We start from the raw sequence: 23,470 nt of genomic DNA, 5'->3' as shown, positions 1-23,470 counted from the left end.
TCAGCTTTAATAAGTTATTGAATCGGAATAGGTGGTCCAATTTTTTTGTTTTCTTTCCCCGAATACGGTACAAGTGAATATTTTCCCACCGCTACATTTATTCCATCAAATCTACTAAAAGAAATACCGCCATCTTCATTCGATATAACCACCTCTTTAAATGTATGTGCTTCCCCAGATTCTGATTCGATTTTAAAATAAATATCTTCATTTGTACTTTGTGGCACATCATAATAAATCGTTGTGGAAATCGGCGTAGAAACTACTTTGTTAACAGTTACTTTATTGCCATCGTATAAAGCAATTGTTTCATTTAAATCAAACGTCCGCTTCTCTTTCATCAACTGAGCTTGTGATACTTCAATAGCAAATATCCATGGTTGCTCAATTACAGTATCTCTGTTGAATGTATCATAAGTAATTTCGATTTGAAGTTCATCAGTTTGTGGCATTTCACTTAACTCGATACCACCGTAAATTGTAAACATAGAATCATTTACTTCAATTGATTGTGCATCCTTTGTATTAGAAAAGTCACGCCCATTTATTCGTACCTGTGGAATTAAATATGTTTGATAATCAAATTTCACACCCTTCGCTGGCTCAAATGTTGAACTGATGAATAATTTATTGTCATCCACTAATACCTCATTTAACGTCAGTTTACCGTATTTATTTTCAGCAGTTTTCCCAATAGCCATTTTATAGGGAGAATAGTCAAGTGGTTGCTGTTTATCAATATATTTTTCAATCAATCCCGCAATAAATGGCATATTTGCTAAAGATGTTTGTCCAAGTGGCACTGTAATACTGACAATTAACATGCAAGCTGCTGCGACCCCGAACCATTTTTTTGTTTTTTTATTTTTGCGTAGCTTATTTTTCACACGTTTTTCCCACTGCTTTTCCTCTATTTTGGTTAAGGGAGTCTCCTCAAACTCTGTGATATCTAGCTGAATATCATTTAACTCTTTATAAATAGACATGCCCTCACACTCCATTTTTAAAAATAAAAATCTGTTTGAGCTTTTTTCGTCCGCGTGACAGTTTGTTATGAATCCATGATTCTTTCACGTTAAGATGGGAAGCAATTTCACGAGACGGTACACCTTCTAAATAATACTTTTCAAAAATGTTCCGCTCTGTTGCTGACAACTCACTAAGCAATTCCTGTACGTCTAAGAAGTCATTTTGTTTTCTTTGTTCTTGATACAGACGATCATTAATCTCTGTACAGACAGTTTGTTGCTGATTTCTCGCATTTTTCCGCTGATAATCAATTGCCCGATATTTAGCAATGGCTGCTATCCATTGTTTAAACGTATTTTTACTTGAATCAAATGAATCGATATGAAACCAAATGGCTAATAATACATCATCTAAGCATTCTTCATAATCTTGCTGATTACTCTGTACATATCTTTTAATAATCACGCTTAGTAAACCGCCGTATGTTTGAATAATAAACGTAACGCTTTTCTCATTACGCTTTTTAATTTGTTGCACAACATTTTCTTCCGTTATCTTCAAAGGTAGACCTCCTTGTCCTGCTAATTGGGTACCTACTTTCTAATACGAATAAAAATCAATAACCCTATCACCATTTTTTAATATTACAAACATAATTTCATCACTATATATCTTGTATACAATGAGAAGAGCTAGTCCATTTTGAACTAGCTCTTCTCATCAGTTATTTCTCTTATAATCACAATGCTCAACCGGAACACGAGCATGCCCTTCTTCATCCGTACACCATGACTGTGACTGAAAGGCAAGAAAAATACCAATCCACTCTTCCTTCTTCTCAAAGTGAATCAATATCCCACCGTCTTGCCATTTGCCATCATCACCTTGCCATTTCTCTACATTCCCTTGATTCATATGAATATCGTGTATACCGTTTCCAGGTGTAAAATGAAAATACGAATCCGGAACCTTTTCTTCTGGTCCCCACCTTTCACCAAACGCATAAATAATTGCTTTCTCATCTATTGCTCGTTTTATATAACGTTCTATTTTCTCATTTAAATCATTATCAGATCCCGATTTTTCAGCAGGTAAAGGAATCATTTGCTTTGAATCAAATAAATTACCTCTTACATAATCTAAAGCTACTTTCGGCTCATTGTTTTTCACTTCTGTAAACCCAAACGGTAATGTCGGTAAAATGTGAATAGCTTCCGAATCAATATGTTCGCTTGCAAAATATAAAACTTCTGACGGATAACTTTGCGACTTTACGTTAATTGCAATACGATAATCTACTTCTGCTTCGCCTTGTAAATGAACTTGATAATGAGGTGTTTTCCCTTTTCCAATCTTAGATTGTACAACTGTACCTTTTAACACGCCGTAGTTTTTTAGGGGCATACATTTCATCTCCTATTCATTTAGTAGAAGCTTTTCATATTTAAAACATTATCCAATCATAAAAAAAATCCTCCTATGCTAGGAGGATTTTTAATTTCTCAACATATACCAAACAATAACCTCTACCACTACAAGTAACACCGCACCAAAGATCATAAACGTCGTCTTCTTTAATAGTTCATTTTCACGATACGGGATATTACATAAGTACGCACCTAGTGTAATCCGTGATGGACAAGCGATTGTCGCTACTGATGATGCGGTGTTTTGTAGTGTTGTGACGTATTGCCACGGAAGTGCTACGTTTTGGGCTGTTTGCATTTGTAGCTTTATAAACATCGCATTTGATCCTGCGTTACTACCTGTTAAAAAGCCGCCGATTCCCCCAATAAACGGAGCAACGAAAACGAAAAATGTCCCAAATGTTTCACCAGCTGTTTTTGCGAGTAATGAATGCATACCAGATGCACCCATTAGTTCTGAAATGGCGATGAACATCGTCGTTGTAATTGCGAATGGAATCCATTGTCTTATCGTTTGCGAGAGTGATTGTTTCATAATATTAGATGGAATGCGGAAGAAAATAATTGTAAATAAACAAGTCATGGCGAGCCAAAACCCTGGCGAATATAGTAACTCTAGTTTGTAAGAGTATGATTTTAAATCGAGAACTGCATATGACCTAAGAAAATCATGTAATGCTGGAACGAGGCGAGAAAGTAAAATACAAACTGTTAAGAATATATAAGGGCTAATAATTTTTATAATAGATACTTCTCTCTCTACAGCCGCAGCATGTTCTGTTATAAAGTTTTGCTCACTTTTCCCTTTTAATTTAATGATTAGAAAGCCAAATGTAATGGTAACGATAGAACTTAATATCCCTGCTAGTTCCACACTTACGTATGCGTTAGAAAGATAGATTCCGAGAGAAAATAATAGAAAGAATCCTATCCCTTCCTTCCACTTTTCTATAACTGCCTGCCAGCCACCAACAACGTATAAAGAAAGGAAGATAAAATATGCGAAAATCGGGATGCTTAATAATGCTGTATTTGTACCAAGAGTTGTGAGCGGCATGTTAATAAGCTGAGAACCGATAATCGTACCCGTTGCCATCGCGCCCCATGAACTTGCAAGTAAACCGATAAACGATAGTAGCACAGCTTGAAACGGTTTATAACCGAGCGAAAGAAAAATAGGTGCTGCGACCATAAAACCAATTCCGAATCCACTCACTGATTCAATAAGTGGACAAATACCAAAACACATAAGAAGCATTTGTAGTAAGCGATCGTGCGTAACTTCTTCTAGAAAACGCGCTACTTGATCGATGTATCCCATTTTGTTCATGAGGTGAAATAAAAAAATACCGAAAAATAAAACGTATCCGACAATAAAACAAATTAACCACCCTTTAATTGTTGCGTGTACAGTTTCACTTATCCCTAATTGAAACGTTGGCGAAAGTAAAACGATTCCAACAGAAACGGCATAAGAGATTAATGAGGCTCTTAATGACGTTTGTTTAAACAAAAACAAACAAATAAAAATCATCATAATCGGGATAAGTGCCAACAATATGGCCATGCTATCATCTCTTTTCGTAAAAATTGCAATTTTTAACTATTATATAACAGATGTTATGATTTTCAATTATTTTTATAACAGATTTAAAAAAGGAGCTGCTTGGCTCCTTTTTTGAATAACTAATATTTTATCTTTTATCCTGAAAAACCGTCTGCTGTCCAATCATTTTTTCTAGTACAACAAACACAATATAAGCACATATTACTTGCAATACAATATTCCCAAGTTTTATTAATTCAAATGAATGGATCCATTGGAATAATTCACTTAATAATACAATCGAAACGATACTAAATAGTTCTATACTAACCGAAAATATACATACTTCTAAAATAGATTGCTCTTGTATTCGATTTAATTGGGAAAAGATGAATACATATCCTAAAAACAGAGCCATCAACTCTATTTTCGTCATGCTAATGAGCCAAGCGTATAATGGTACAGTTAAAAGAAGATATAATAGTTTACGTCTTAGCATGCCTTCTCACCCTCTAAGTTATAAGTATTTTCTGTATATTTTAACATTTATTACACAAAAGAAACAGAAGAGACTTAAGCCTCTTCTGTTTCTTTTACTGCATGTATTAACTCACAAATTTCTTCTCGCTTTTCATTTTCTAACAGCTCAATGACTTTACTTCCAACGACAACGCCGTCACATATTGTAATCATTTCTTCAATTTGTTCTCGTGTTGAAATACCGAATCCTGCGACTACTGGTAAGTGGACGTGTGCTTTTACTTTTTCTAAGTAACTACGAATCTCATCTTTAAAGTTTTGACGTACTCCCGTTACGCCCGCTACTGTAACGGCGTAGACGAATCCTTGTGATTCACTCGTAATTTTTTCGATTCGTTCAATAGGGCTCGTTACGGTAACGAGTGGAATTAAAGCGATATTCGCCACGCGAAGGAGCGGTGCAATAATGTCTTGTTCTTCATACGGTAAGTCTGGAACGATAATACCGTCCACCCCTGCTTCAAGACAGCTCTCAATGAAACGTTCCTTTCCGAATGCGAGTACTGGATTTAAATATGTCATAAGTACAAATGGAATTTGAACTTCTTGCCTCACCTCTATTAATGCTTGAAAAATACCTTTCAATGTTACACCGCTATCTAATGCTCTTTTTCCTGCCCTTTGAATAGTTGGACCGTCTGCGACTGGATCTGAGAACGGAATACCGATTTCAACGATGCTTGCTCCTGCTTCATCAAGAAAACGAATTCTTTCTTTTAACTTTTCAAGTCCACCATCTCCGCCCATTACATACGGAATAAATGCTTTCTTGCCATTTTCAAACGCTGCTATAATTTTTTCTACTCCCATTTTTTACACCTCTTCCATATAACGTTTTATACTCTCTACATCTTTATCACCGCGGCCGGATAAACAAATGACAAGTCCTTCGTCTTTCTTCATTTGCGGCGCTAGTTTTAAAGCGTATGCAACAGCATGTGAACTTTCTAATGCCGGGATAATCCCTTCTTTTTTCGTTAATAATTGAAATGCTTCTAACGCTTCTTCATCTGTAATGGAATGATAAGAAACGCGGCCAATATCTTTTAGCAAGCTATGTTCTGGCCCAACACCCGGGTAATCCAGCCCTGCCGAAATAGAGTGCGCTTCTTGAATTTGCCCTTCTTCATTTTGCAGAAGGTACATCATCGATCCGTGTAAAACACCGACACTTCCTTTCGTTAAAGTGGCTGCGTGCTTTTCTGTGTGAACACCTTTCCCAGCTGCTTCAACACCGTAAAGAGCAACTTCTTCATCGTGTACGAACGGATAAAACATTCCCATTGCGTTACTACCACCGCCAATACAAGCAACGACTGCTTCTGGTAATTTTCCTTCTAACGCTTCGTATTGCTTTTTCGTTTCTTTCCCAATTACACTTTGGAAATCACGAACAATTTGCGGGAATGGATGTGGCCCGAGAACTGATCCCATAATGTAGTGCGTATCGTGTACATGTGAAACCCAGTAACGAAGCGCCTCGTTTACCGCATCTTTCAACGTGCCGCTACCTGCCGCTACGCTTTCTACTTTCGCTCCGAGTAATTCCATTCGGAACACGTTTAATTTTTGTCGTCTCACATCTTCTTCTCCCATGAAGATGACGCATTCTAAACCGAAAAGTGCACATACAGTAGCTGTTGCAACTCCGTGTTGTCCTGCTCCTGTTTCAGCGACAACTTTTTTCTTACCCATTCTTACCGCAAGAAGTGCCTGACCAATTGTATTGTTAATTTTATGAGCTCCCGTATGATTCAAATCTTCACGCTTTAAATAAATCTTTGCTCCGCCGCAATACTTCGTCATATTTTCCGCAAAATAAAGCGGTGTTTCTCTTCCAACATACGTTTGTAAATAATGATCTAATTCCTTTTGAAACGCTTCATCTTGCATCGCTTCTTTATATGCTTCTTCTAGTTCTAATACGGATTGCATTAATGTTTCTGGAACGTATCGTCCTCCGTATATACCGTAATGACCTTTTTCATCTGGATATGCGTAGTTCATTTTGAACACTCCTTCGCTTTTTTAATAAATTGTTTTATTTTCTTTAGATCTTTCTTTCCTTCTGTCTCTACTCCGCTGCTCACATCGATCATATATGGCTGAACGGTTCGAATTGCTTCTTCTATATTAAGGATGTTTAATCCGCCAGCTAATATCGTTTTCTCTCGCAACTCGTTTGGCATATGTGCGAGTAACTCCCATGAGAATGTCTTTCCGTTTCCTCCGTGGAACTTTTCTTTCGGGCTATCAAATAACAGATAATCTGTATCGTATTTTTTCGCATATTCAATATCTTTCTCTAAAGCTACTCCTACCGCTTTTATAGACGGAATATTCAATCTCCTAATTTGATGATTGTCTTCATCCCCATGTAGTTGCACATGCGTTAACCCGCACTCCTCTGCAATTTTCTGGATCACTTCGACTGATTCATTTACGAAAACACCTACCTTGAAAACGTGGGCTGGAATTTCCCCAATAATTTCTTTCGCTTGTCCTGGAGTGATTTTCCGCTTACTTTCTGCAAAAACAAATCCAATTGCATCTGCTCCGTATTCGCAAGCATGTTTTGCTGTTTCAACATCAGTGATGCCGCAAATTTTCACTTTCATATGTTCACCTTACAGTCTTCGAAAAAGTTACTTATAGAAGATGATGTCATAAGTGCTTCTCCAACTAATACACCTTTTGCACCAGCTCGTTTGACGCGAATAATATCTTCTTTTGAATGAATGCCGCTTTCACTAATCCAAAGTAGGTTTTCCTCATTCAGTCGTTTTCCGAGCTTTTCAGTTTGGCTTAAATCTACTTCAAATGTTTTTAAATTACGGTTGTTAATACCGATAACGTGCGGATTTAATCGGATTGCAATTTCTAATTCCTGTTCATCATGAACTTCAACAATCGCTTCTAATCCTTTTTCTAGCACGTAGTTATAAAGCTCGTTTAATTTCTCTTTTGACAATGCTGCAACAATTAATAAAATAAGATCTGCACCAGCTTCATACGCTCTATCAATTTGGATTTTATCGATTATAAAATCTTTACATAAAAGCGGAATGTTACTTTCTGCTCTTGCCGTTTGTAAGTCGTGAAACGACCCTTTAAAAAATTGACCGTCTGTTAAAACCGAAACTGCTCCAGCACCGCATTCTTCATATGTTTTCACTTGTTTTGGCACATCAACGTGTAAATTAATATCGCCTTTTGATGGAGACGCTCGCTTTACCTCTGCTATTACAGTAAACCGCTCTAAAGCTTTTACAAGTGAGTGTGTTTTCCTTTTTTCTTTCACTGGTGAATATGTTTCATATAACTCCGCAACTTCTACTTTCTTTTGCTCTACAATTTTGTCTAAAATCGTCCCCATTTTAATTCACCCTTTCTAATTTTTCATGGCTTGCTGCAATTAATAAGTTTAGTTTGGCTAATGCTTTTCCAGAGTCAATGCTATGTGCCGCTAGTGTAATTCCTTCTTCAATCGTTTCTGCTCTTCCATTTGCGAAAAGGGCTAGACCTGCATTTAATAAAACAGTATCGCGATAGACACTCTTTTCTCCGCTTAATACTCCGAGCGTAATCTTTGCATTTTCTTTTGAATTCCCACCTCTAATTTCTTCATTTTTCACTCTTGAAAAACCATACTTTTCTGGATCAATACTCATTTCTACTATTTCATTATCTTTTAAAACGACGACATGATTTTCTCCCTGTAATGATGCTTCATCTAAAAAGCCACTTCCGTTTACGACGAGCGCTTGTTTTCTGCCAAGTTTCTGCAATACTTCCGCTACCGGCAATAACATATCTCGCTTATAAATACCGACAAATTGTGTTTCTAAATTAACCGGATTCGTCAACGGTCCAATTAAGTTAAAGATCGTCGGAACGTTTAATTCTTTTCTTATTTTCATAATGCGTCTTAATGCTGGATGCATCGCTGGTGCGAATAAGAAGGCAATACCTACATTCTCTAATAAATAGTCAATCTCACCCGGCGTACAGCTTATGTTTACACCGAGTTCTTCTAATAAATCGGCACTTCCTGTTTTACTAGAAACAGCGCGGTTTCCATGTTTCGCAACCTTTACACCAGCTCCGGCAAGTACAAATGCCGATGTTGTACTAATATTGAATGTTTGCGCACCGTCACCACCCGTTCCGCAATTGTCCATCGCGCCTTTTATATGATTTGAAAACGGTAATGCCTTTTCGCGAAGAGCACGAACGAGACCGTATATTTCTTCTGCTGTTTCGCCTTTCGCTTTCAGCAATACTAAGAAAGCTGCAACTTCACTTTCCAATATGTTGTCACTTAATAAAAGAAGTCCCGCTTCATACATTTCTTCTTCTGTTAAATGTTGTCCCTCTACTAATTTTCGAAGATAACTGTTCATACTCTCTCCTCCTCTTTCACTTCTGCTAAAAAGGCACGTATTAACTTTCCGCCTTCTTCTGTTGCAATTGATTCTGGGTGAAACTGTAATCCGAAGAGCGGATAATAGTTGTGACGAACTGCCATGATTTCTCCGTCATCCATCGCTGTCGCAAGTATGTCAAAACACTGCGGCAAACTATTTTGCACTGCGACGAGTGAATGGTAACGCATCGCTGTTAACGGCTGCGTTACGTACGAAAAGATTGACGTTCCGTTATGTTTCACACGCGATGTTTTTCCGTGTTTAATGCGCTCTGCTCTAACAATTTCTCCTCCAAATGCGGATATGATCGCTTGATGGCCAAGGCAAATCCCTAAGATGGGAACGTTCTGATAAAAATGACGAATAACATCGATACAAATTCCAGCATCTTCTGGTTTCCCAGGTCCTGGCGAGAGCACAATTCCTTTCGGCTTCATCTCCTCTAATTGTTCAATTGTTATTTGATCATTTCTTACGACAACAATTTCTTTCTCGTACTCGCCTAATAGTTGATACAAGTTATATGTGAACGAATCATAATTATCGATAAGTACAATCATTTCATAACCTCCAAAAGCGCTCTCGCTTTATTTAATGTTTCTTCATATTCAGCAACCGGGTCTGAATCGTAGACGATACCCGCTCCTGCCTGAACGTACGCTTTCTCGTCTTTTACAACCATCGTTCGAATTGCTAGCGCCATATCAAGGTTTCCTGAGAATGAAATATATCCAACCGCTCCGGCATATACATTTCTTTTTTCATGCTCTAACGTATTAATAATTTCCATCGCCCTTATTTTCGGAGCACCTGATACTGTACCAGCTGGTAAACAATACGCTAATGCATCAAATCCACTCGTTTGTTTTCGCAATATTCCGTAAACTTCAGATACAATGTGCATAACGTGAGAGTATTTTTCTACTTTCATATATTTATCTATCGTCACAGAGCCAATTTCACTTACTCTGCCAATATCATTTCGTCCTAGGTCCACAAGCATCATATGCTCTGCTCGCTCTTTCTCATTTCCTAACAGTTCTTTTTCGATTTCCTCATCTTCCTGCTTCGTTTTCCCTCTCGGCCTCGTACCAGCAATTGGGTTTGTCATCACTTTATCCTCTCTTACTGATAACAAACTTTCCGGCGAAGAGCCAAGTACAACATAATCTTGAAAATCGATATAGAACATATATGGTGATGGATTTGCAATTCGAAGTTTCCGGTATAATGCAAATGGATCTCCAATACATTCACTTTGCAAACGCTGGGATAATACAACTTGGAAAATATCTCCGGCCCGAATGTATTCTTTCGCTGTTTCTACCATTTCACAAAATTCTTTTTCAGTTATTGAAGAAGTGAATGATAATATTGATTGTATTTCACTTACTTCCGCTTCTTCTCCCTTTAGCACTTCCTCTTTGTATACTTGCAATCTTTCGTATACTTCTTCATAAGAAGCTGAATCGTCTTCCCTGCATACATATACAAATGACAACTTTTGGCGTAAATGATCGTAAACGGTAAACTCACGATATAGTAAAAGGTGTACTTCTGGAATATTTAATGGATCGTGTAAATCTGCTCCAATGTTTTCATACTGCCGAATGACGTCATAGCCAATATATCCAACTGCTCCCCCGCAAAACGGAAATGGACTGTCTACTTGCGCTGGTGCGATTACCTCTTCTAGCATTTGCAGTACGTTACCCTGCAGCTTTTCTTTTTTCCCATACATCATTCGCTCTACTTCTATACCAACGCTTTTCACTTCTCCATAAGGATTACACCCTAAGTAAGAATAGCGCCCTTTATCTTGATGAAGCTGCGAACTTTCTAATAAAAACTTTTTCTTTCCCTTCATACGTCTATATAAAGAAATTGGCGTAATGCTATCTCCTTCTTCTTCAGCAATTACTAAAAATGTGTTTCTTTGTTCTTTTTGCTTCATAAATTCCTCTTTTGTCATCATGCCTTTCACCTCACTCTGAAAAATAAAAAAGTCCCCTACATATCGAAATATGTAGAGGACGATAAATTTACCGTGGTACCACCTCAGGTTGGACGCAAAAGCATCCCGCTTTATTCAGGTACAAAATATATACCTTATCCTTGTAACGGCGGAACCCGGGTTGCCTACTGAAAATAATTGTTCAGCATACCTCTCGTAAGCCCATTCCGTATATGGCACCGCACCGGGCTCCCACCTGTCCCCGGCTCTCTGAAACGTCTCCAATATACGTACTCTTCTTACTTAAACGATTTAACATATTTAATTTTTTGTACACAAAAAGGGAGTACTCATCCTATAGAAAGGACGGGTACTCCCGTGGTGCCACCTTAATTCGTTACGAATGTAACGCACTTTGCCGTATCAAAAAATAATACGTGTCTCTTGTATCGATGAGATCATGTCGCCAAAGCCTACTTCTTTCGTTTCGGTTTGGAAGCTCCGAAGCCCATTCCACATCAATCCCATACTGATTCGCACCAACCATCAGCTCTCTGACATGTTCATCATGTGTACTCTTCTTCATCAACGCTTGCATTTTTTTAAGTTGCACTCATTATAGACCTAACTTTTTTCACAAGTCAATACTTTTTTCAAAAAAATATTTCTCCCTTCTTTCAATATTATATTGACAAAACAACGTGTTTTTATGTAAATATAATAAATACTCTATTAAAATTAAGGTTTTTTCGTCTGAAATTTATATATTAAAAAATTAAAATGATGTCAAAAAACGCTTACATTTCTGAAAATTCGTATTTCTGTATGGATTTTTCAGAATAATCATGATAGATTATAAATATGCATAACGCATCAAAAGACATGACAAAAGGAAGGGGAACTACATGAGTACGCAGATGTTAACTTTAACTTCTATCTCTATTTACATGCTCGGGATGTTAGTAATTGGCTATTTCGCCTACAAACGAACATCCAACTTAACAGATTATATGCTTGGCGGGCGTACACTAGGCCCCGCAGTAACAGCATTAAGTGCTGGAGCAGCTGATATGAGTGGTTGGCTTTTAATGGGCTTACCCGGTGCAATGTTTAGCGTTGGATTAAGTAGTAGTTGGATTGCGATCGGCCTAACATTAGGCGCATACGCAAACTGGATCTATGTCGCTCCTCGCTTACGTACCTACTCTGAAATTGCAAACAACTCTATTACTATCCCAGAATTTTTGGAACACCGTTTCCACGACAAATCCCATATGCTACGCCTAGTATCTGGACTTGTTATTATGATATTTTTCACGTTTTATGTAGCTTCAGGATTTGTCTCTGGCGCTGTATTATTCGAAAATTCATTTGGACTCAATTACCATGTTGGTCTTCTTATCGTTGGTGGAGTTGTCGTAGCTTACACATTATTTGGTGGGTTTTTAGCTGTAAGTTGGACAGACTTCGTGCAAGGAATCATTATGGTAGTCGCTCTTATTCTTGTTCCAGTCGTAACAATTATGCACGTAAATGGACTTGGTCCAGCATTTGAAACAATTAAATCTATCGATCCGGCATTATTAGATATTTTTAAAGGTACTTCTGTATTAGGAATTATTTCATTATTCGCATGGGGCCTTGGTTATGTTGGACAACCACATATTATCGTACGCTTTATGGCAATTTCTTCTGTAAAAGAAATTAAAAGCGCACGACGTATTGGTATGAGCTGGATGATTTTTTCTGTTGTCGGAGCTATGTTTACTGGCCTTATCGGTATTGCGTACTATTCAAAAGCAGGTTTAAAACTTTCTGATCCAGAAACGATTTTCGTTGAACTTGGCACTATTTTATTCCATCCACTTATTACTGGATTTTTATTAGCAGCTATTTTAGCAGCGGTTATGAGTACAATTTCATCTCAGTTACTCGTTACTTCGAGTGCTATAACAGAAGATTTATATCGTACATTCTTTAAACGTTCTGCTTCTGATAAAGAACTTGTATTTGTCGGTCGTATGGCTGTTCTTGTTATCGCTTTAATTGGATGTGCATTAGCACTTAAACAAAATGATACAATTTTAGCTCTTGTTGGATACGCTTGGGCTGGATTTGGTTCTTCATTCGGACCTGCTATTTTATTAAGCTTATATTGGAAACGTATGACGAAGTGGGGCGCACTTGCTGGTATGATCTCTGGTGCCGCTACAGTAATTATTTGGACTCAGTTCAAATTCTTAAAAGAATTCTTATATGAAATGATTCCTGGTTTCACTATTAGTTTACTAGTAATCGTAATTGTTAGTTTACTAACACAACCTTCAAAAGAAGTTGAAGAGCAATTTGAGGATTTCGAAAAACAACATAGTCATAATCTATAAAAAGAAAGCTCTGCTGTTATGATAACAGCAGAGCTTTCTTTACAGTTCGACAATCTTCTTCTCAAATTTAACAAATTCTTTATGTTTCGTTAAATTTAACATAACACTACTCCTTTATAGTATGAGTATCAGCACTTATACAGAAAGGGGACTCCAACATGTTAGCAGCTTTCCAGCAACAACAAACACGAAAATTTTCACCCATCACAAATACTTCTACGTCTTGTTTGAACATACAACCTAATCCACCTAAAATTTCAATCGCTCCTTCTGTTATTTCAGTCATTGGTGTTCATATAAAAAAAAATAAGCTGAAAGTAAGAACTGGACAAAGCACTGAGTTATCAGCTTCCGTTTTGCCAGTGCAAGCAACGAATACAGAACTTATTTGGACAAATATGAATGCTGATGTTATCACAATGTATCCAAAAGGTGATACGGTAACGATTACTGGAAAAAGTGCCGGAAGAGCAGTCGTAATTGTCACAACTGCTGAAGGAAAGTTCCGTGACCTATGCATTATTCATGTACAACCTTATATGACAAATCCAAAGTAAAAGAGTGGCTTCGTAGCCACTCTTTTACTTTGTTTCAATGTGTGAATTTTTACTTGTAACGAGATTGATGAATTGTTCTTTATCTTTAGGAGAAATAATTTCTGTTTGATGTGATCCATAAATAATTTCAAGTCGATCAAATGATAATGCATGAGCAGCTATTGGATTTTTCGTATTTGAAATTTGTTTTATATCTCGTATAAATATGCGTTTTTTAACGAAACCTGATCTAATTGTAATTGTTTCTTCCCCAACAATATATTTTGTTGAAAACCAACTCCAAATAAATAGTATGGCTAAAGGAATTGTAAAAAATAAAAGAAAATATTCGCTCCCTGCAAATATCGGAGCAAAACAGACACCTACAACAATACAAAGAATTGGATATAACCATACATCTTTTTTTGATGGAAATTCCACTAAACTTCCTCTCCCTTGATTTAAGTCAATGAATCTCCTCCTCTTCCCTATTACAATGAAAACAACATTAGAATAGGAGGACGTATTATGACTGAGCGAAATTTTGCCTTATTTGCAGGCACTTCTCTTCTTATCATGGCATTCACTGCATTTTTTTCTTACGGTTTTGTTCACGGAAATCTCGTTGTACCAAGTAATGCGAGCACGACACTCCATAATATTCAAACTTCAAGTTCACTTTTCAAAGCAGAAATTTTCGGATGGATTATCATTTTTATTACGGATATTATCGCCTCGTGGGCTCTTTATTTCTTTCTAAAACCTATCCATACTAGCCTCTCATTGCTAGCTACCTGTCTTCGTCTTATGTATACAGCTATACTTGGTATTGCTATATTCAATTTAACATTTGTATTACTTCTTTCAAAAAGCACAGTTGCTAATTCAGAAGCATATACAATGTTATTTCTAGAAGCTTTTGAATACATTTGGTCTGTAGGATTAATCATTTTCGGCTTACATCTTCTCACCTTAGGGTACGTAACCTTTCAATCTAAAAACATACCGAAGACTATTAGTATATTACTGCTCATTGCTGCAATCGGCTATATCATCATTAACGTAATGAATACGATATTTTCACAATATGATGCGATTATTTCCATTCTTAACGTTTTCTTTCAACTACCGATGATCACAGGTGAACTAGGATTTAGTATATGGCTATTGCTTAGAGGTGGAAAAAACACTACTGTTTGAGTCGTTTCTTAATTCTGCTTAATGATTCTGGCGTAATACCTAGATAACTTGCCAATTGATATTGAGGAACACGATCGATTAAATGAGGTCGTTTTTGTAATAATGATTTGTAGCGCTCTTCTGGTGTCGATGTAATAAATAATGTAAGTTCTTCTTGTACTTCACCAAAATTGTATTCAATCATTTGGCGCGTCATTTCTTCTAACTGTGAATATTTCTTATACATGTCCTTTTCACTATACAGATCGCCAACTACAACTAGACAATCTTCTAGGCACGTTAACGTATGTGGGGATAATTTATCTTGTTTATGATGATTGAAATTTGCGATTGCTTGTTCTTCTGTATAAAAATTTGATGTAACTTCTTTTCCAGATTCATCTATACAATGTTGCCTCACGCATCCTTTTAATACAAAATAACATTTAGACGGAACATCTCCTTGCCCTAGGAGCACTGTTCCTTTTTTATACTCTTCAATTTGTAATCCTTCTACGATCATGCGCTGCTGCTCTTCACTTAATGTTGTAAGATTTGTCATGTATTTCATTAAAATCTCTTTCATTTGGTCTCTCCTTCCCCCTCTATATTTGTATGAGAAACGTATGATGTAACTCCACTATATATTATCTTTTTTCATGCTACATGGCGGGAATTCCCCCTATTAATCTGTTTTATTTTCTGCATGGAACAAAAAAAGAGAAGTTACCAATAACTTCTCTTTTCGTATATTAGAATAAACTCGCTATAATTCCTGTGTATAAGCCGGTTCGTTCACCACATTTTTTGCTGTTCGCTTTTGTTGCTGTAGTAAGAAAACAGATACACCAAACAATACGAGCATGCTACCGATAATTTGCATTGCATTTAATTTTTCTCCAAGTAAGAAGAACGCTAGTATAGATGCCCCAACTGGTTCTCCTAAAATGCTCATTGAAATCGTTGTTGCATTTACGTAATTTAATAACCAATTATTAATGACGTGTGACACTGTCGGTACAATCGCAAGTAAAAGAAAAATACTCCAATCCCACTTCGTATAGCCTGTAAATGGCACTTGAAGTATAACGTTATAAATCGCTATAAATATACCAGCGAAGGCAAATACAGTGAAACTATAAATCCAATGAGATACTTTCTTTACTGTCGTTTGTCCGATAAATAAATAACCGACAACTGCAATTACACTTAAAAAGGATAATATATCCCCATAAATTGCTTGCTCACTTAGCCCTAAATCTCCCCAGCCAATACACATTACGCCTAGTATCGCAATTCCCATCGTCGCAATTGCTGAATAGGTTGTTCTTTCTTTAAATAAGAAAAAACCTCCCACTAAAGATACGATCGGTTGAAGTGCTAAAATAATCGTCGAACTAGCAACTGTCGTATGCTTTAAGGATTCAAACCATAGAAGAAAATGAAGAGCTAAAAAGAAACCAGATCCAATTAAAAATCCCCAATCTTTTATTTGAATCCTACTAAACTCTTCCCGTTTTTTCCAAACGATCGGCAGCATAATAAGTACGATAATCCATAATCGATACATACTTAAAACGGAAGATGGTGCTGAGGACATCTTTGCAAAAACAGCTGCGAATGAAATTGCTATAATGGAAATTGCTAGTGGTAGTGCGATTGATCTTTCTTGTTTCAAATCCTGTCTCCCCTCTCACCTGTAAAAAATCCCACTTCATTATATCCGTTTTCTTTCACAACTTAAATACTAATTTTTTAGATTCTTCGTACCATTATGGTAAAATAGAAATTAAGGCACCTATTAGTGATTATTTCTTTCCTTTTCACTACAAGCGTTGCTCTTACAATCATTACAGTAAATTTTTATTTAGGGGGATATACATGAATCAAACAATAGGGAGAATTGAAGAAATTTCATTTTTTAGTACATCACTTCAAGAGGAGCTTACACTTCTTGTTTATTTACCAGTAAATTACACACCTCTCCATAAGCATACGGTTGTTATTGCACAAGATGGTAGAGATTATTTTCAGCTTGGTAAAGCGCACCGTGTAATTGAGCGTCTTCGTGAAACTGAAGAAATCGACCGCACAATTATTGTCGGTATTCCATATAAAAATGTACACGATCGTAAGGAAAAATATTTCCCAAATGATGTAAAGAATGCTGCTTACATTCGCTTCCTTGCTCACGAGCTTGCTCCATATATTGATGCAAATTATCCAACGTATCAAATGGGTAAAGGACGCGTTTTAATTGGAGATTCTCTCGGCGGTACAGTTTCCTTCATGACCGCACTTATGTATCCGCATACATTTGGTAAGGTCGTTATGCAATCACCATTTGTTGATGAAACAGTCATGAACTTAGCAAAAGATTTCAAAAATCCGGGGGCGCTAGATCTTTATCACGTAATTGGGACCGAAGAAACAGCTGTCAAGCGTACAGACGGACAAGTATCTGATTTCGTAGAACCGAATCGCGAGTTAAATAAACTACTTACAGATAGAAATTTCATCACGCATTATGAAGAGTTTGAAGGGAATCACACATGGAAATATTGGCAAGCAGATTTACCAAAAGCATTTTCTCATATTCTATCAATGAAATAATAGAGAGCGGTATTCAGAATAATTTGATATAATAGATAAAGAGATTTATTCTCAAAATCTAACTAGACTTGCAAAGGGAGGAATTGGAACATGAAATTAGGAATTGTAATTTTCCCATCAAAAATGATTCAAGATAAAGCGAACGGATTACGTAAACGTTATGATCCGCATTACGCATTAGTTCCGCCACATATTACATTGAAAACACCCTTTGAGACGCAAGATGAACAATTAGAATCGATTGTGAATGAGTTACATACAATCGCAAATAAAACGAACCCTTTCACCCTTCATGTTGGGAAAGTCGGTTCATTCGCACCTGTTAATAATGTTCTTTATTTTAAAGTAGAAAAAACACCTGAACTTACTTTCTTAAATGAAGAAATGCATAATGGTTTCTTTACACAAGAGCGCGAGTACTCTTTCGTACCTCATTTAACAATCGGTCAAGACTTATCAGACGCAGAGCACGCTGATGTATTAGGTCGATTACGTATGAAAGATTTCTATTATGAGCAACCAATCGATCGTTTCCACCTTCTATACCAATTAGAAAATGGAACGTGGACTGTACATGAAACATTCCACCTTGGAAAGGAGAACAACTAATTTGCACGCACAAATCGTACAAACGGACGAACAACTAAGAGATGCATTCTCTGTACGTAAGCAAGTATTTGTAAATGAGCAACGTGTTTCTGCAGAAGAAGAGTATGATGAGTTTGAAAAGATTTCAACACACGTTGTTATATATGATAATGATGTTCCAGTTGGTGCTGGTCGCTTCCGCATCGTTGATGGAATAGGAAAAATGGAGCGCATTTGCGTACTAGCTTCACATCGTAAAAAAGGCATTGGTAAAATCATTATGGATGCACTTGAAGCGTATGCGAAGGAAGAGTCTCTACCGAAATTGAAACTCCATGCTCAAACACATGCTGAATTTTTCTATAAAAAGCTAGGATACGTGACGGCTTCTGATGTGTTTATGGAAGCAAATATCCCACACATCGTAATGATAAAAGAATTATAATTTTGTAGCAGGAGGTAGCCCCTCCTGTTTTTTACATTGCTATTTTCTTTTTCTTCCGCTAAAGTTAAATGTTGATGCTATAGTTTTGAAGGTGAATATATGACACAAGAAAAATTTTCACAAAAACCGTTAACACACGCTGGCATTCCGCAAGCGGCGTATCATATTCCGAAAACATCTACCCATTTAATTATGGAAGAAGATGCAGATGCGGCGTATTTCCGCGCTTTAGAACAGCAAGGTGTTTATTTAAATGAAAAACAGTTAGAAGCAGTGCAAACGACAGAAGGACCTGTCCTTACACTAGCTGGTGCTGGAAGTGGTAAAACATCTGTTTTAACAACTCGCGTTGGTTATTTAGTTAATGTAAAACATGTCCATCCGCGAAATATTTTGCTGCTGACGTTTACACAAAAAGCAGCTGAAGAAATTCGAAGCCGTGTAGCGAATTTACCTGGTATGAATCATGCCGCAAGTAGCTATGTCGTTGCTGGTACATTCCACTCTGTCTTTTTAAAATTGCTTCGTAGTCAAGGATATAATCAGCAAATTTTAGCAAATGAAAAACATAAACAAATTATGATAAAGAAAATTTTGAAAGAATTGCGCTTAAAAGACGATTATGATGCCGAAACGATACTCGCTATGATTTCACTTGAGAAAAACAACTTGAATCGTCCGAAAGATGTAAAAGCGAAAACACCGGTTGAACAAGAGTTCAAAGAAGTATACGAACGTTTCGAAGAGGTAAAACAACGACACAATTATATCGATTTTGACGACATCTTATTAGAAATGTATTATATGTTAGAAAATAACGCTCCCCTGCTTACTCAATTACAAGAGCGTTTTCATTACATTGAAGTAGATGAGTTTCAAGATACGTCGTATGCACAATATGAAATTGTAAAATTGTTAGCCACGCCGAGAAATAATTTATTTATCGCAGGTGATGACGATCAAGCGATTTACGGCTGGCGAGGGGCAAGTCACCAAATTATTTTATCTTTTCCAAAGGAATTTGATAATACTACGATTATCGCACTTAATACGAATTATCGATCTAATCCATTTATCGTAGGACTTGGAAATGAAGTTATTAAGCTCAATCAAGAACGTTTTGATAAAGAGCTATATTCTGTTCGTAACGATGGCATACAGCCGTTTTATGCACGACCTGTGACAACTCTTGATGAAGCAAATCAAATTTTGCAACTCATTCAGGAAAAAGTAGATAGTGGTGAACGAAATTATAAAGATTTTTGTTTATTATATCGTACACATTCTGTAAGCCGTTCTTTACTTGATCAGCTTACAATTCATAAGATTCCATTTATTAAACATGGAGCGAGCCAATCGTTCTACGAACATTCTTTAATTAGGCCCGTATTAGATCACTTACGACTCGTGCTTGAACCGTTCCGCCTCGAATCACTTTCAAATATATTACCAACAATGTATATTGGCCGTGATGAGTGCATTTCATTTATTGAACGTGAACAATGGAAATATGGTGAGGGCCGTTTCCCTTCTCTTCTTCATTTTCTATTACTAAACCCAAGCTTGAAACCTTTTCAAGTTAAAAAAGTAAATGAGCGAATCGATTTTATTAAGTTTATAAAAGAACTTGAACCGAAAAAAGCATTGAAAGAAATTATTCATGGTAAAGGAAAGTATTTAGAGTACTTACAAAGTAATGATCGTTCTTCCTTTACGATGCATAAGGACATACAAGAAGAAATGTTAGAAGAATTAATGGAATCAGCAACTCGCTTTACGGATATTCCAGCTTACTTACAATTTATTAACGAGGCCATTCAAGGTCAAAAAGAAATGGAAGCATTAAAAACAATGCCTCAAAAAGATGCTGTATCGCTTATGTCAATTCATAACGCGAAAGGCCTTGAGTTTCCATGCGTCTTTTTACTCGGAGCAAGCGATGGTATATTGCCGCATACTTCTTCTTTAAAAGATGCAAATGACCGTGTGACGGAGACTTCTGAAGCATTAGAAGAAGAACGACGATTACTCTATGTCGCCATTACACGCGCAAAAGAAGAACTTTACATTTCCTCCCCGCAATTTTTCAGAGGAAAGAAACTAGATATATCTCGTTTTCTATACACTACGCAAAAAGATTTACCTGAAAAGACATCCATTAAATAATGGGTGTCTTTTTCCATATCACGATATGTACATCCCCTCTATATAAATTCCCTGTTTCTATCCTGAGAATTAACGTAATATCAACCATATCCCGTTCATATTGTAATAGTGTATGTCAGAACTCACGATAAGGAGTGAACATAATGAGCTGCAATTGTAATGAAGATCATCAACACCATGATTGTGATTTCAACTGTGTATCTAATGTCGTTCGTTTTATACATGAACTACAAGAATGTGCAACCACAACATGTGGATCTGGTTGCGAAGTTCCATTTTTAGGAGCACATAACACTGCATCAGTAGCGAATACACGTCCTTTTATTTTATACACAAAAGCTGGAACACCTTTTGAAGCATTTGCACCATCTGCAAGCCTTACTAGCTGCCAATCTCCAATTTTCCGTGTAGAGAGTATAGATGATGATGACTGTGCTGTATTGCGTGTATTAACTGTAGTTTTAGGTGATGGTACCTCTGTACCACCTGGTGACGATCCAATCTGTACATTTTTAGCTGTACCAAATGCAAGATTAGTATCAACCTCCTCTTGTATTACTGTTGATTTAAGTTGCTTCTGCGCTATTCAATGCTTACGCGATGTTTCTATATAAAACTGAATACTAATTTAAGCATGGATTGGGTGGCAGATGATTCTGCCACCCAATCCATGCTTAAAAGGTATTATTATGTATTTTTTATAAAATTGGGAACTTGTCTAGAACATAGAACCTGTCCTTTTCATTAACTAAAAGTAGAAACAGATAAAGGAGTGAAAAACATGTTCTCTTCTGATTGCGAATTTAATAACATTGATTGTGAGGCGAAACCAGCTAGTACACTACCTGCCTTCGGTTTTGCTTTCAACGCTTCTGCACCTCAGTTCGCTTCACTATTCACACCACTACTATTACCTAGCGTAAGTCCAAACCCAAATATTACTGTTCCTGTAATAAATAATACAGTAAGTGTCGGAGACGGTATTCGAATTCAAGTAGCTGGTATTTATCAAATCAGTTATACATTAACGATCAGTCTTGATAACGTTCCTACTGCACCAGAAGCTGGTCGTTTCTTCTTATCATTAGGTACACCAGCTAACATTATTCCTGGATCAGGTACAGCGGTTCGCTCTAACGTTATTGGTACTGGTGAAGTAGACGTATCCAGTGGTGTTATTCTTATTAACTTAAACCCTGGTGACTTAATTCAAATTGTACCAGTTGAACTGCTTGGAACTGTAGACATCCGTGCTGCAGCATTAACAGTTGCACAAATTAGCTAGTAAAAAGCGGTATTTCTTAATTGAAATACCGCTTTTTATTTTTACAATAAAAAACACTCACCGTAACATGAGTGTTTCATTCTTCATATTGTTTTATTGTATTTTTCTTTTTCCCACAGTTGCATCCCTTTTTTTTCACAAACCCTTGTTGCTGTAACTGTTCTTGATATGCCTGTTGGTGTGCTTGTTGCTGTTGCTGTATGTTATACCACTGCTGTAGATCATATGAATTTTGCCTTGGATTATTGCTCACAGCAAACATCTCCTCTACTGTCAATTCTGTCTATTTACTATATGAACAACTCTTTATTTCCGTTCCCGCATCCTCTTAAACTCCGCTTTTTCTAACATCATGAAGATTTATCCCGATTGGTGCGGGCTGATAATTAGCGGGGGATGCCCCACACTGATTAAATTTTCACTTTATTATTCTCCCATAAAATATCCTGTAATTGTTTCAATGATCGCTGCTGCACCTGCAATGGCTAATAATGCTAGTACAGGCTCTGCAACAATAGGAATCCATTTATATAAAACTAATAAAAAAGCACTAACCCACACACCTGTACACCAATAGCAGCTTAATAATTCTCCCATCCACTTTCTTAATCCTTTCCCTTTCACCTTTGTAAAAGTCGATACACTTCCATCAGGCTCTGTAATCTCTAACTCATCAATAAACGGTCTTCGCAAAAAAGCTGTAATTTTATCATAAACAATAAGACGAGTTAACCTAAATGCAGCTAGCGCAAAAATAAAAAATAAAAGCCAGCTTGTAAATAACATAATTCCACCTTCCCTATCCTCTTTAGCCTATTTAAAAAAAAAGGTCTTAAGATTGTGACCAAATCTCCCCCACTCCAATATCTTATTAATGTAAATACAAACAAGAAGATAAGGAGTGACATTAATGAGTTGTAACGAAAATAAACACCATAGCTCTTCTCACTGCGTAGTTGACGTCGTAAAATTCATCAATGAACTACAAGATTGCTCTAGTTCAACATGTGGTTCTGGTTGTGAAATTCCATTTTTAGGAGCACACAATACAGCAGCAGTAGCAAATACACGCCCTTTTATTTTATACACAAAAGCTGGAACGCCATTTGAAGCATTTGCACCATCTGCAAGCCTTACTAGCTGCCAATCTCCAATTTTCCGTGTTGAAAGCGTAGATGACGATAGCTGTGCTGTCCTACGTGTGTTAACTGTAGTATTAGGTGATGGGTCTCCTGTACCACCTGGCGACGATCCAATTTGTACGTTTTTAGCTATACCAAATGCAAGATTAATCTCGACATCTACTTGCATTACTGTTGATTTAAGCTGCTTCTGTGCTATTCAGTGCTTACGCGACGTTTCTATAGTTAAGTAAACTAAAAAACTATTGGGGTGGTAGAAGCTTTCTACC

Annotated in this window: 27 protein-coding genes and 2 other annotated features; of the genes, 10 read left to right on the top strand and 17 right to left on the bottom strand. The window is 36.8% G+C overall.

Going from position 1 to position 23,470, the window contains the following annotated elements; genetic code table 11:
- Positions 1-14: 14 nt before the first annotated feature.
- From NSQ08_RS04950 to trpE, 12 genes are all read right to left on the bottom strand, one after another.
- Entirely contained in the window at positions 15-986 is a 972-nt protein-coding gene (locus NSQ08_RS04950; protein ID WP_340772214.1) for a DUF4179 domain-containing protein, read from the bottom strand.
- 4 nt (positions 987-990) lie between these two features.
- Entirely contained in the window at positions 991-1,530 is a 540-nt protein-coding gene (locus NSQ08_RS04945; RefSeq protein ID WP_002202739.1) for a sigma-70 family RNA polymerase sigma factor, read from the bottom strand.
- A 159-nt stretch (positions 1,531-1,689) separates the two neighbouring features.
- The gene (locus NSQ08_RS04940) at positions 1,690-2,382 is read right to left on the bottom strand and encodes a YukJ family protein (RefSeq protein ID WP_340772212.1); all 693 of its coding nucleotides are present in this window, start codon (positions 2,380-2,382) and stop codon (positions 1,690-1,692) included.
- An 81-nt stretch (positions 2,383-2,463) separates the two neighbouring features.
- Positions 2,464-3,963, bottom strand: a complete 1,500-nt coding sequence (locus NSQ08_RS04935; RefSeq protein ID WP_340772210.1) for an L-lactate permease — start codon at positions 3,961-3,963, stop codon at positions 2,464-2,466.
- A gap of 127 nt (positions 3,964-4,090) precedes the next feature.
- Positions 4,091-4,441, bottom strand: a complete 351-nt coding sequence (locus tag NSQ08_RS04930) for a DUF4029 domain-containing protein (protein WP_002086916.1) — start codon at positions 4,439-4,441, stop codon at positions 4,091-4,093.
- Positions 4,442-4,515: 74 nt separating this feature from the next.
- The gene (trpA, locus tag NSQ08_RS04925; protein WP_002011422.1) at positions 4,516-5,292 is read right to left on the bottom strand and encodes a tryptophan synthase subunit alpha; all 777 of its coding nucleotides are present in this window, start codon (positions 5,290-5,292) and stop codon (positions 4,516-4,518) included.
- 3 nt (positions 5,293-5,295) lie between these two features.
- Entirely contained in the window at positions 5,296-6,489 is a 1,194-nt protein-coding gene (gene trpB / locus NSQ08_RS04920; RefSeq protein ID WP_002086917.1) for a tryptophan synthase subunit beta, read from the bottom strand.
- Entirely contained in the window at positions 6,486-7,100 is a 615-nt protein-coding gene (locus tag NSQ08_RS04915) for a phosphoribosylanthranilate isomerase (RefSeq protein ID WP_016119827.1), read from the bottom strand. The genes trpB and NSQ08_RS04915 overlap by 4 nt, the downstream gene beginning before the upstream one ends.
- Positions 7,097-7,858, bottom strand: a complete 762-nt coding sequence (gene trpC / locus NSQ08_RS04910) for an indole-3-glycerol phosphate synthase TrpC (protein WP_078175505.1) — start codon at positions 7,856-7,858, stop codon at positions 7,097-7,099. The genes NSQ08_RS04915 and trpC overlap by 4 nt, the downstream gene beginning before the upstream one ends.
- Position 7,859: 1 nt before the next feature.
- Entirely contained in the window at positions 7,860-8,885 is a 1,026-nt protein-coding gene (gene trpD, locus NSQ08_RS04905; protein WP_044437821.1) for an anthranilate phosphoribosyltransferase, read from the bottom strand.
- Positions 8,882-9,469: an aminodeoxychorismate/anthranilate synthase component II gene (locus NSQ08_RS04900; protein ID WP_340772198.1), complete on the bottom strand. Its 588-nt coding sequence runs from the start codon at positions 9,467-9,469 to the stop codon at positions 8,882-8,884. Before NSQ08_RS04900 ends, trpD begins: the two co-directional genes overlap by 4 nt.
- Complete coding sequence (trpE, locus tag NSQ08_RS04895) at positions 9,466-10,884, bottom strand: anthranilate synthase component I (protein WP_340772196.1); 1,419 nt, start codon at positions 10,882-10,884, stop codon at positions 9,466-9,468. Before trpE ends, NSQ08_RS04900 begins: the two co-directional genes overlap by 4 nt.
- Positions 10,885-10,935: 51 nt before the next feature.
- Positions 10,936-11,180, bottom strand: a binding site (T-box leader).
- A 42-nt stretch (positions 11,181-11,222) separates the two neighbouring features.
- Positions 11,223-11,461, bottom strand: a binding site (T-box leader).
- A gap of 307 nt (positions 11,462-11,768) precedes the next feature.
- Here trpE and putP point away from each other — a divergent pair.
- The gene (gene putP, locus NSQ08_RS04890; RefSeq protein ID WP_002188786.1) at positions 11,769-13,247 is read left to right on the top strand and encodes a sodium/proline symporter PutP; all 1,479 of its coding nucleotides are present in this window, start codon (positions 11,769-11,771) and stop codon (positions 13,245-13,247) included.
- A 158-nt stretch (positions 13,248-13,405) separates the two neighbouring features.
- Positions 13,406-13,804 (top strand): Ig-like domain-containing protein, encoded by a 399-nt coding sequence (locus tag NSQ08_RS04885; protein WP_201051550.1) that lies wholly within the window; start codon positions 13,406-13,408, stop codon positions 13,802-13,804.
- 24 nt (positions 13,805-13,828) lie between these two features.
- On the opposite strand, the gene NSQ08_RS04880 is transcribed toward NSQ08_RS04885, so the two are convergent.
- The gene (locus NSQ08_RS04880) at positions 13,829-14,224 is read right to left on the bottom strand and encodes a PH domain-containing protein (protein WP_078184104.1); all 396 of its coding nucleotides are present in this window, start codon (positions 14,222-14,224) and stop codon (positions 13,829-13,831) included.
- 87 nt (positions 14,225-14,311) lie between these two features.
- Here NSQ08_RS04880 and NSQ08_RS04875 point away from each other — a divergent pair, with 87 nt between their 5' ends.
- Positions 14,312-14,983 carry a DUF4386 domain-containing protein gene (locus tag NSQ08_RS04875; protein ID WP_340772187.1) on the top strand — a complete coding sequence of 224 codons (672 nt, stop codon included), beginning with the start codon at positions 14,312-14,314 and terminating at the stop codon, positions 14,981-14,983.
- Here the strand turns inward: NSQ08_RS04875 and NSQ08_RS04870 are convergent.
- Both NSQ08_RS04870 and NSQ08_RS04865 read right to left on the bottom strand, forming a co-directional pair.
- Positions 14,973-15,548, bottom strand: a complete 576-nt coding sequence (locus NSQ08_RS04870) for a Crp/Fnr family transcriptional regulator (protein WP_340772185.1) — start codon at positions 15,546-15,548, stop codon at positions 14,973-14,975. The genes NSQ08_RS04875 and NSQ08_RS04870 overlap by 11 nt on opposite strands.
- Before the next feature lie 180 nt (positions 15,549-15,728).
- Positions 15,729-16,640, bottom strand: a complete 912-nt coding sequence (locus NSQ08_RS04865) for a DMT family transporter (RefSeq protein WP_002030492.1) — start codon at positions 16,638-16,640, stop codon at positions 15,729-15,731.
- Positions 16,641-16,843: 203 nt separating this feature from the next.
- Here NSQ08_RS04865 and NSQ08_RS04860 point away from each other — a divergent pair, with 203 nt between their 5' ends.
- The 6 genes from NSQ08_RS04860 (at position 16,844) to exsF (ending at position 22,059) form a co-directional block, all read left to right on the top strand.
- Complete coding sequence (locus NSQ08_RS04860) at positions 16,844-17,575, top strand: alpha/beta hydrolase (RefSeq protein ID WP_002030493.1); 732 nt, start codon at positions 16,844-16,846, stop codon at positions 17,573-17,575.
- Between the two features lie 90 nt (positions 17,576-17,665).
- Positions 17,666-18,184 (top strand): YjcG family protein, encoded by a 519-nt coding sequence (locus tag NSQ08_RS04855; RefSeq protein ID WP_002011397.1) that lies wholly within the window; start codon positions 17,666-17,668, stop codon positions 18,182-18,184.
- Between the two features lies 1 nt (position 18,185).
- On the top strand, positions 18,186-18,608 hold the full coding sequence (locus NSQ08_RS04850; protein WP_340772180.1) for a GNAT family N-acetyltransferase: 423 nt from the start codon (positions 18,186-18,188) through the stop codon (positions 18,606-18,608).
- A gap of 99 nt (positions 18,609-18,707) precedes the next feature.
- The gene (locus tag NSQ08_RS04845; protein WP_002011394.1) at positions 18,708-20,774 is read left to right on the top strand and encodes an ATP-dependent helicase; all 2,067 of its coding nucleotides are present in this window, start codon (positions 18,708-18,710) and stop codon (positions 20,772-20,774) included.
- 143 nt (positions 20,775-20,917) lie between these two features.
- Positions 20,918-21,388 (top strand): spore coat protein CotY, encoded by a 471-nt coding sequence (gene cotY / locus NSQ08_RS04840; protein WP_002011392.1) that lies wholly within the window; start codon positions 20,918-20,920, stop codon positions 21,386-21,388.
- 167 nt (positions 21,389-21,555) lie between these two features.
- Positions 21,556-22,059 carry an exosporium protein ExsF gene (exsF, locus tag NSQ08_RS04835; RefSeq protein WP_002011391.1) on the top strand — a complete coding sequence of 168 codons (504 nt, stop codon included), beginning with the start codon at positions 21,556-21,558 and terminating at the stop codon, positions 22,057-22,059.
- A 76-nt stretch (positions 22,060-22,135) separates the two neighbouring features.
- Here the strand turns inward: exsF and NSQ08_RS04830 are convergent, their stop codons facing one another.
- Together NSQ08_RS04830 and NSQ08_RS04825 are read right to left on the bottom strand one after the other, a co-directional pair.
- A complete protein-coding gene (locus tag NSQ08_RS04830) occupies positions 22,136-22,321 on the bottom strand; it encodes a hypothetical protein (RefSeq protein WP_033708144.1) in 186 nt (61 codons plus the stop codon).
- A gap of 164 nt (positions 22,322-22,485) precedes the next feature.
- The gene (locus NSQ08_RS04825) at positions 22,486-22,845 is read right to left on the bottom strand and encodes a DUF1360 domain-containing protein (protein ID WP_002140858.1); all 360 of its coding nucleotides are present in this window, start codon (positions 22,843-22,845) and stop codon (positions 22,486-22,488) included.
- 124 nt (positions 22,846-22,969) lie between these two features.
- Here NSQ08_RS04825 and exsY point away from each other — a divergent pair, with 124 nt between their 5' ends.
- Positions 22,970-23,434, top strand: coding sequence for an exosporium assembly protein ExsY (exsY, locus tag NSQ08_RS04820; protein ID WP_340772172.1), 465 nt, complete (start codon positions 22,970-22,972; stop codon positions 23,432-23,434).
- The last annotated feature ends 36 nt before the right edge of the window (positions 23,435-23,470 follow it).

Source organism: Bacillus sp. FSL E2-8887 (genome assembly GCF_038007205.1).
GTDB lineage: Bacteria > Bacillota > Bacilli > Bacillales > Bacillaceae_G > Bacillus_A > Bacillus_A mycoides.
This window is presented reverse-complemented; position numbering and strand designations above follow the sequence as displayed.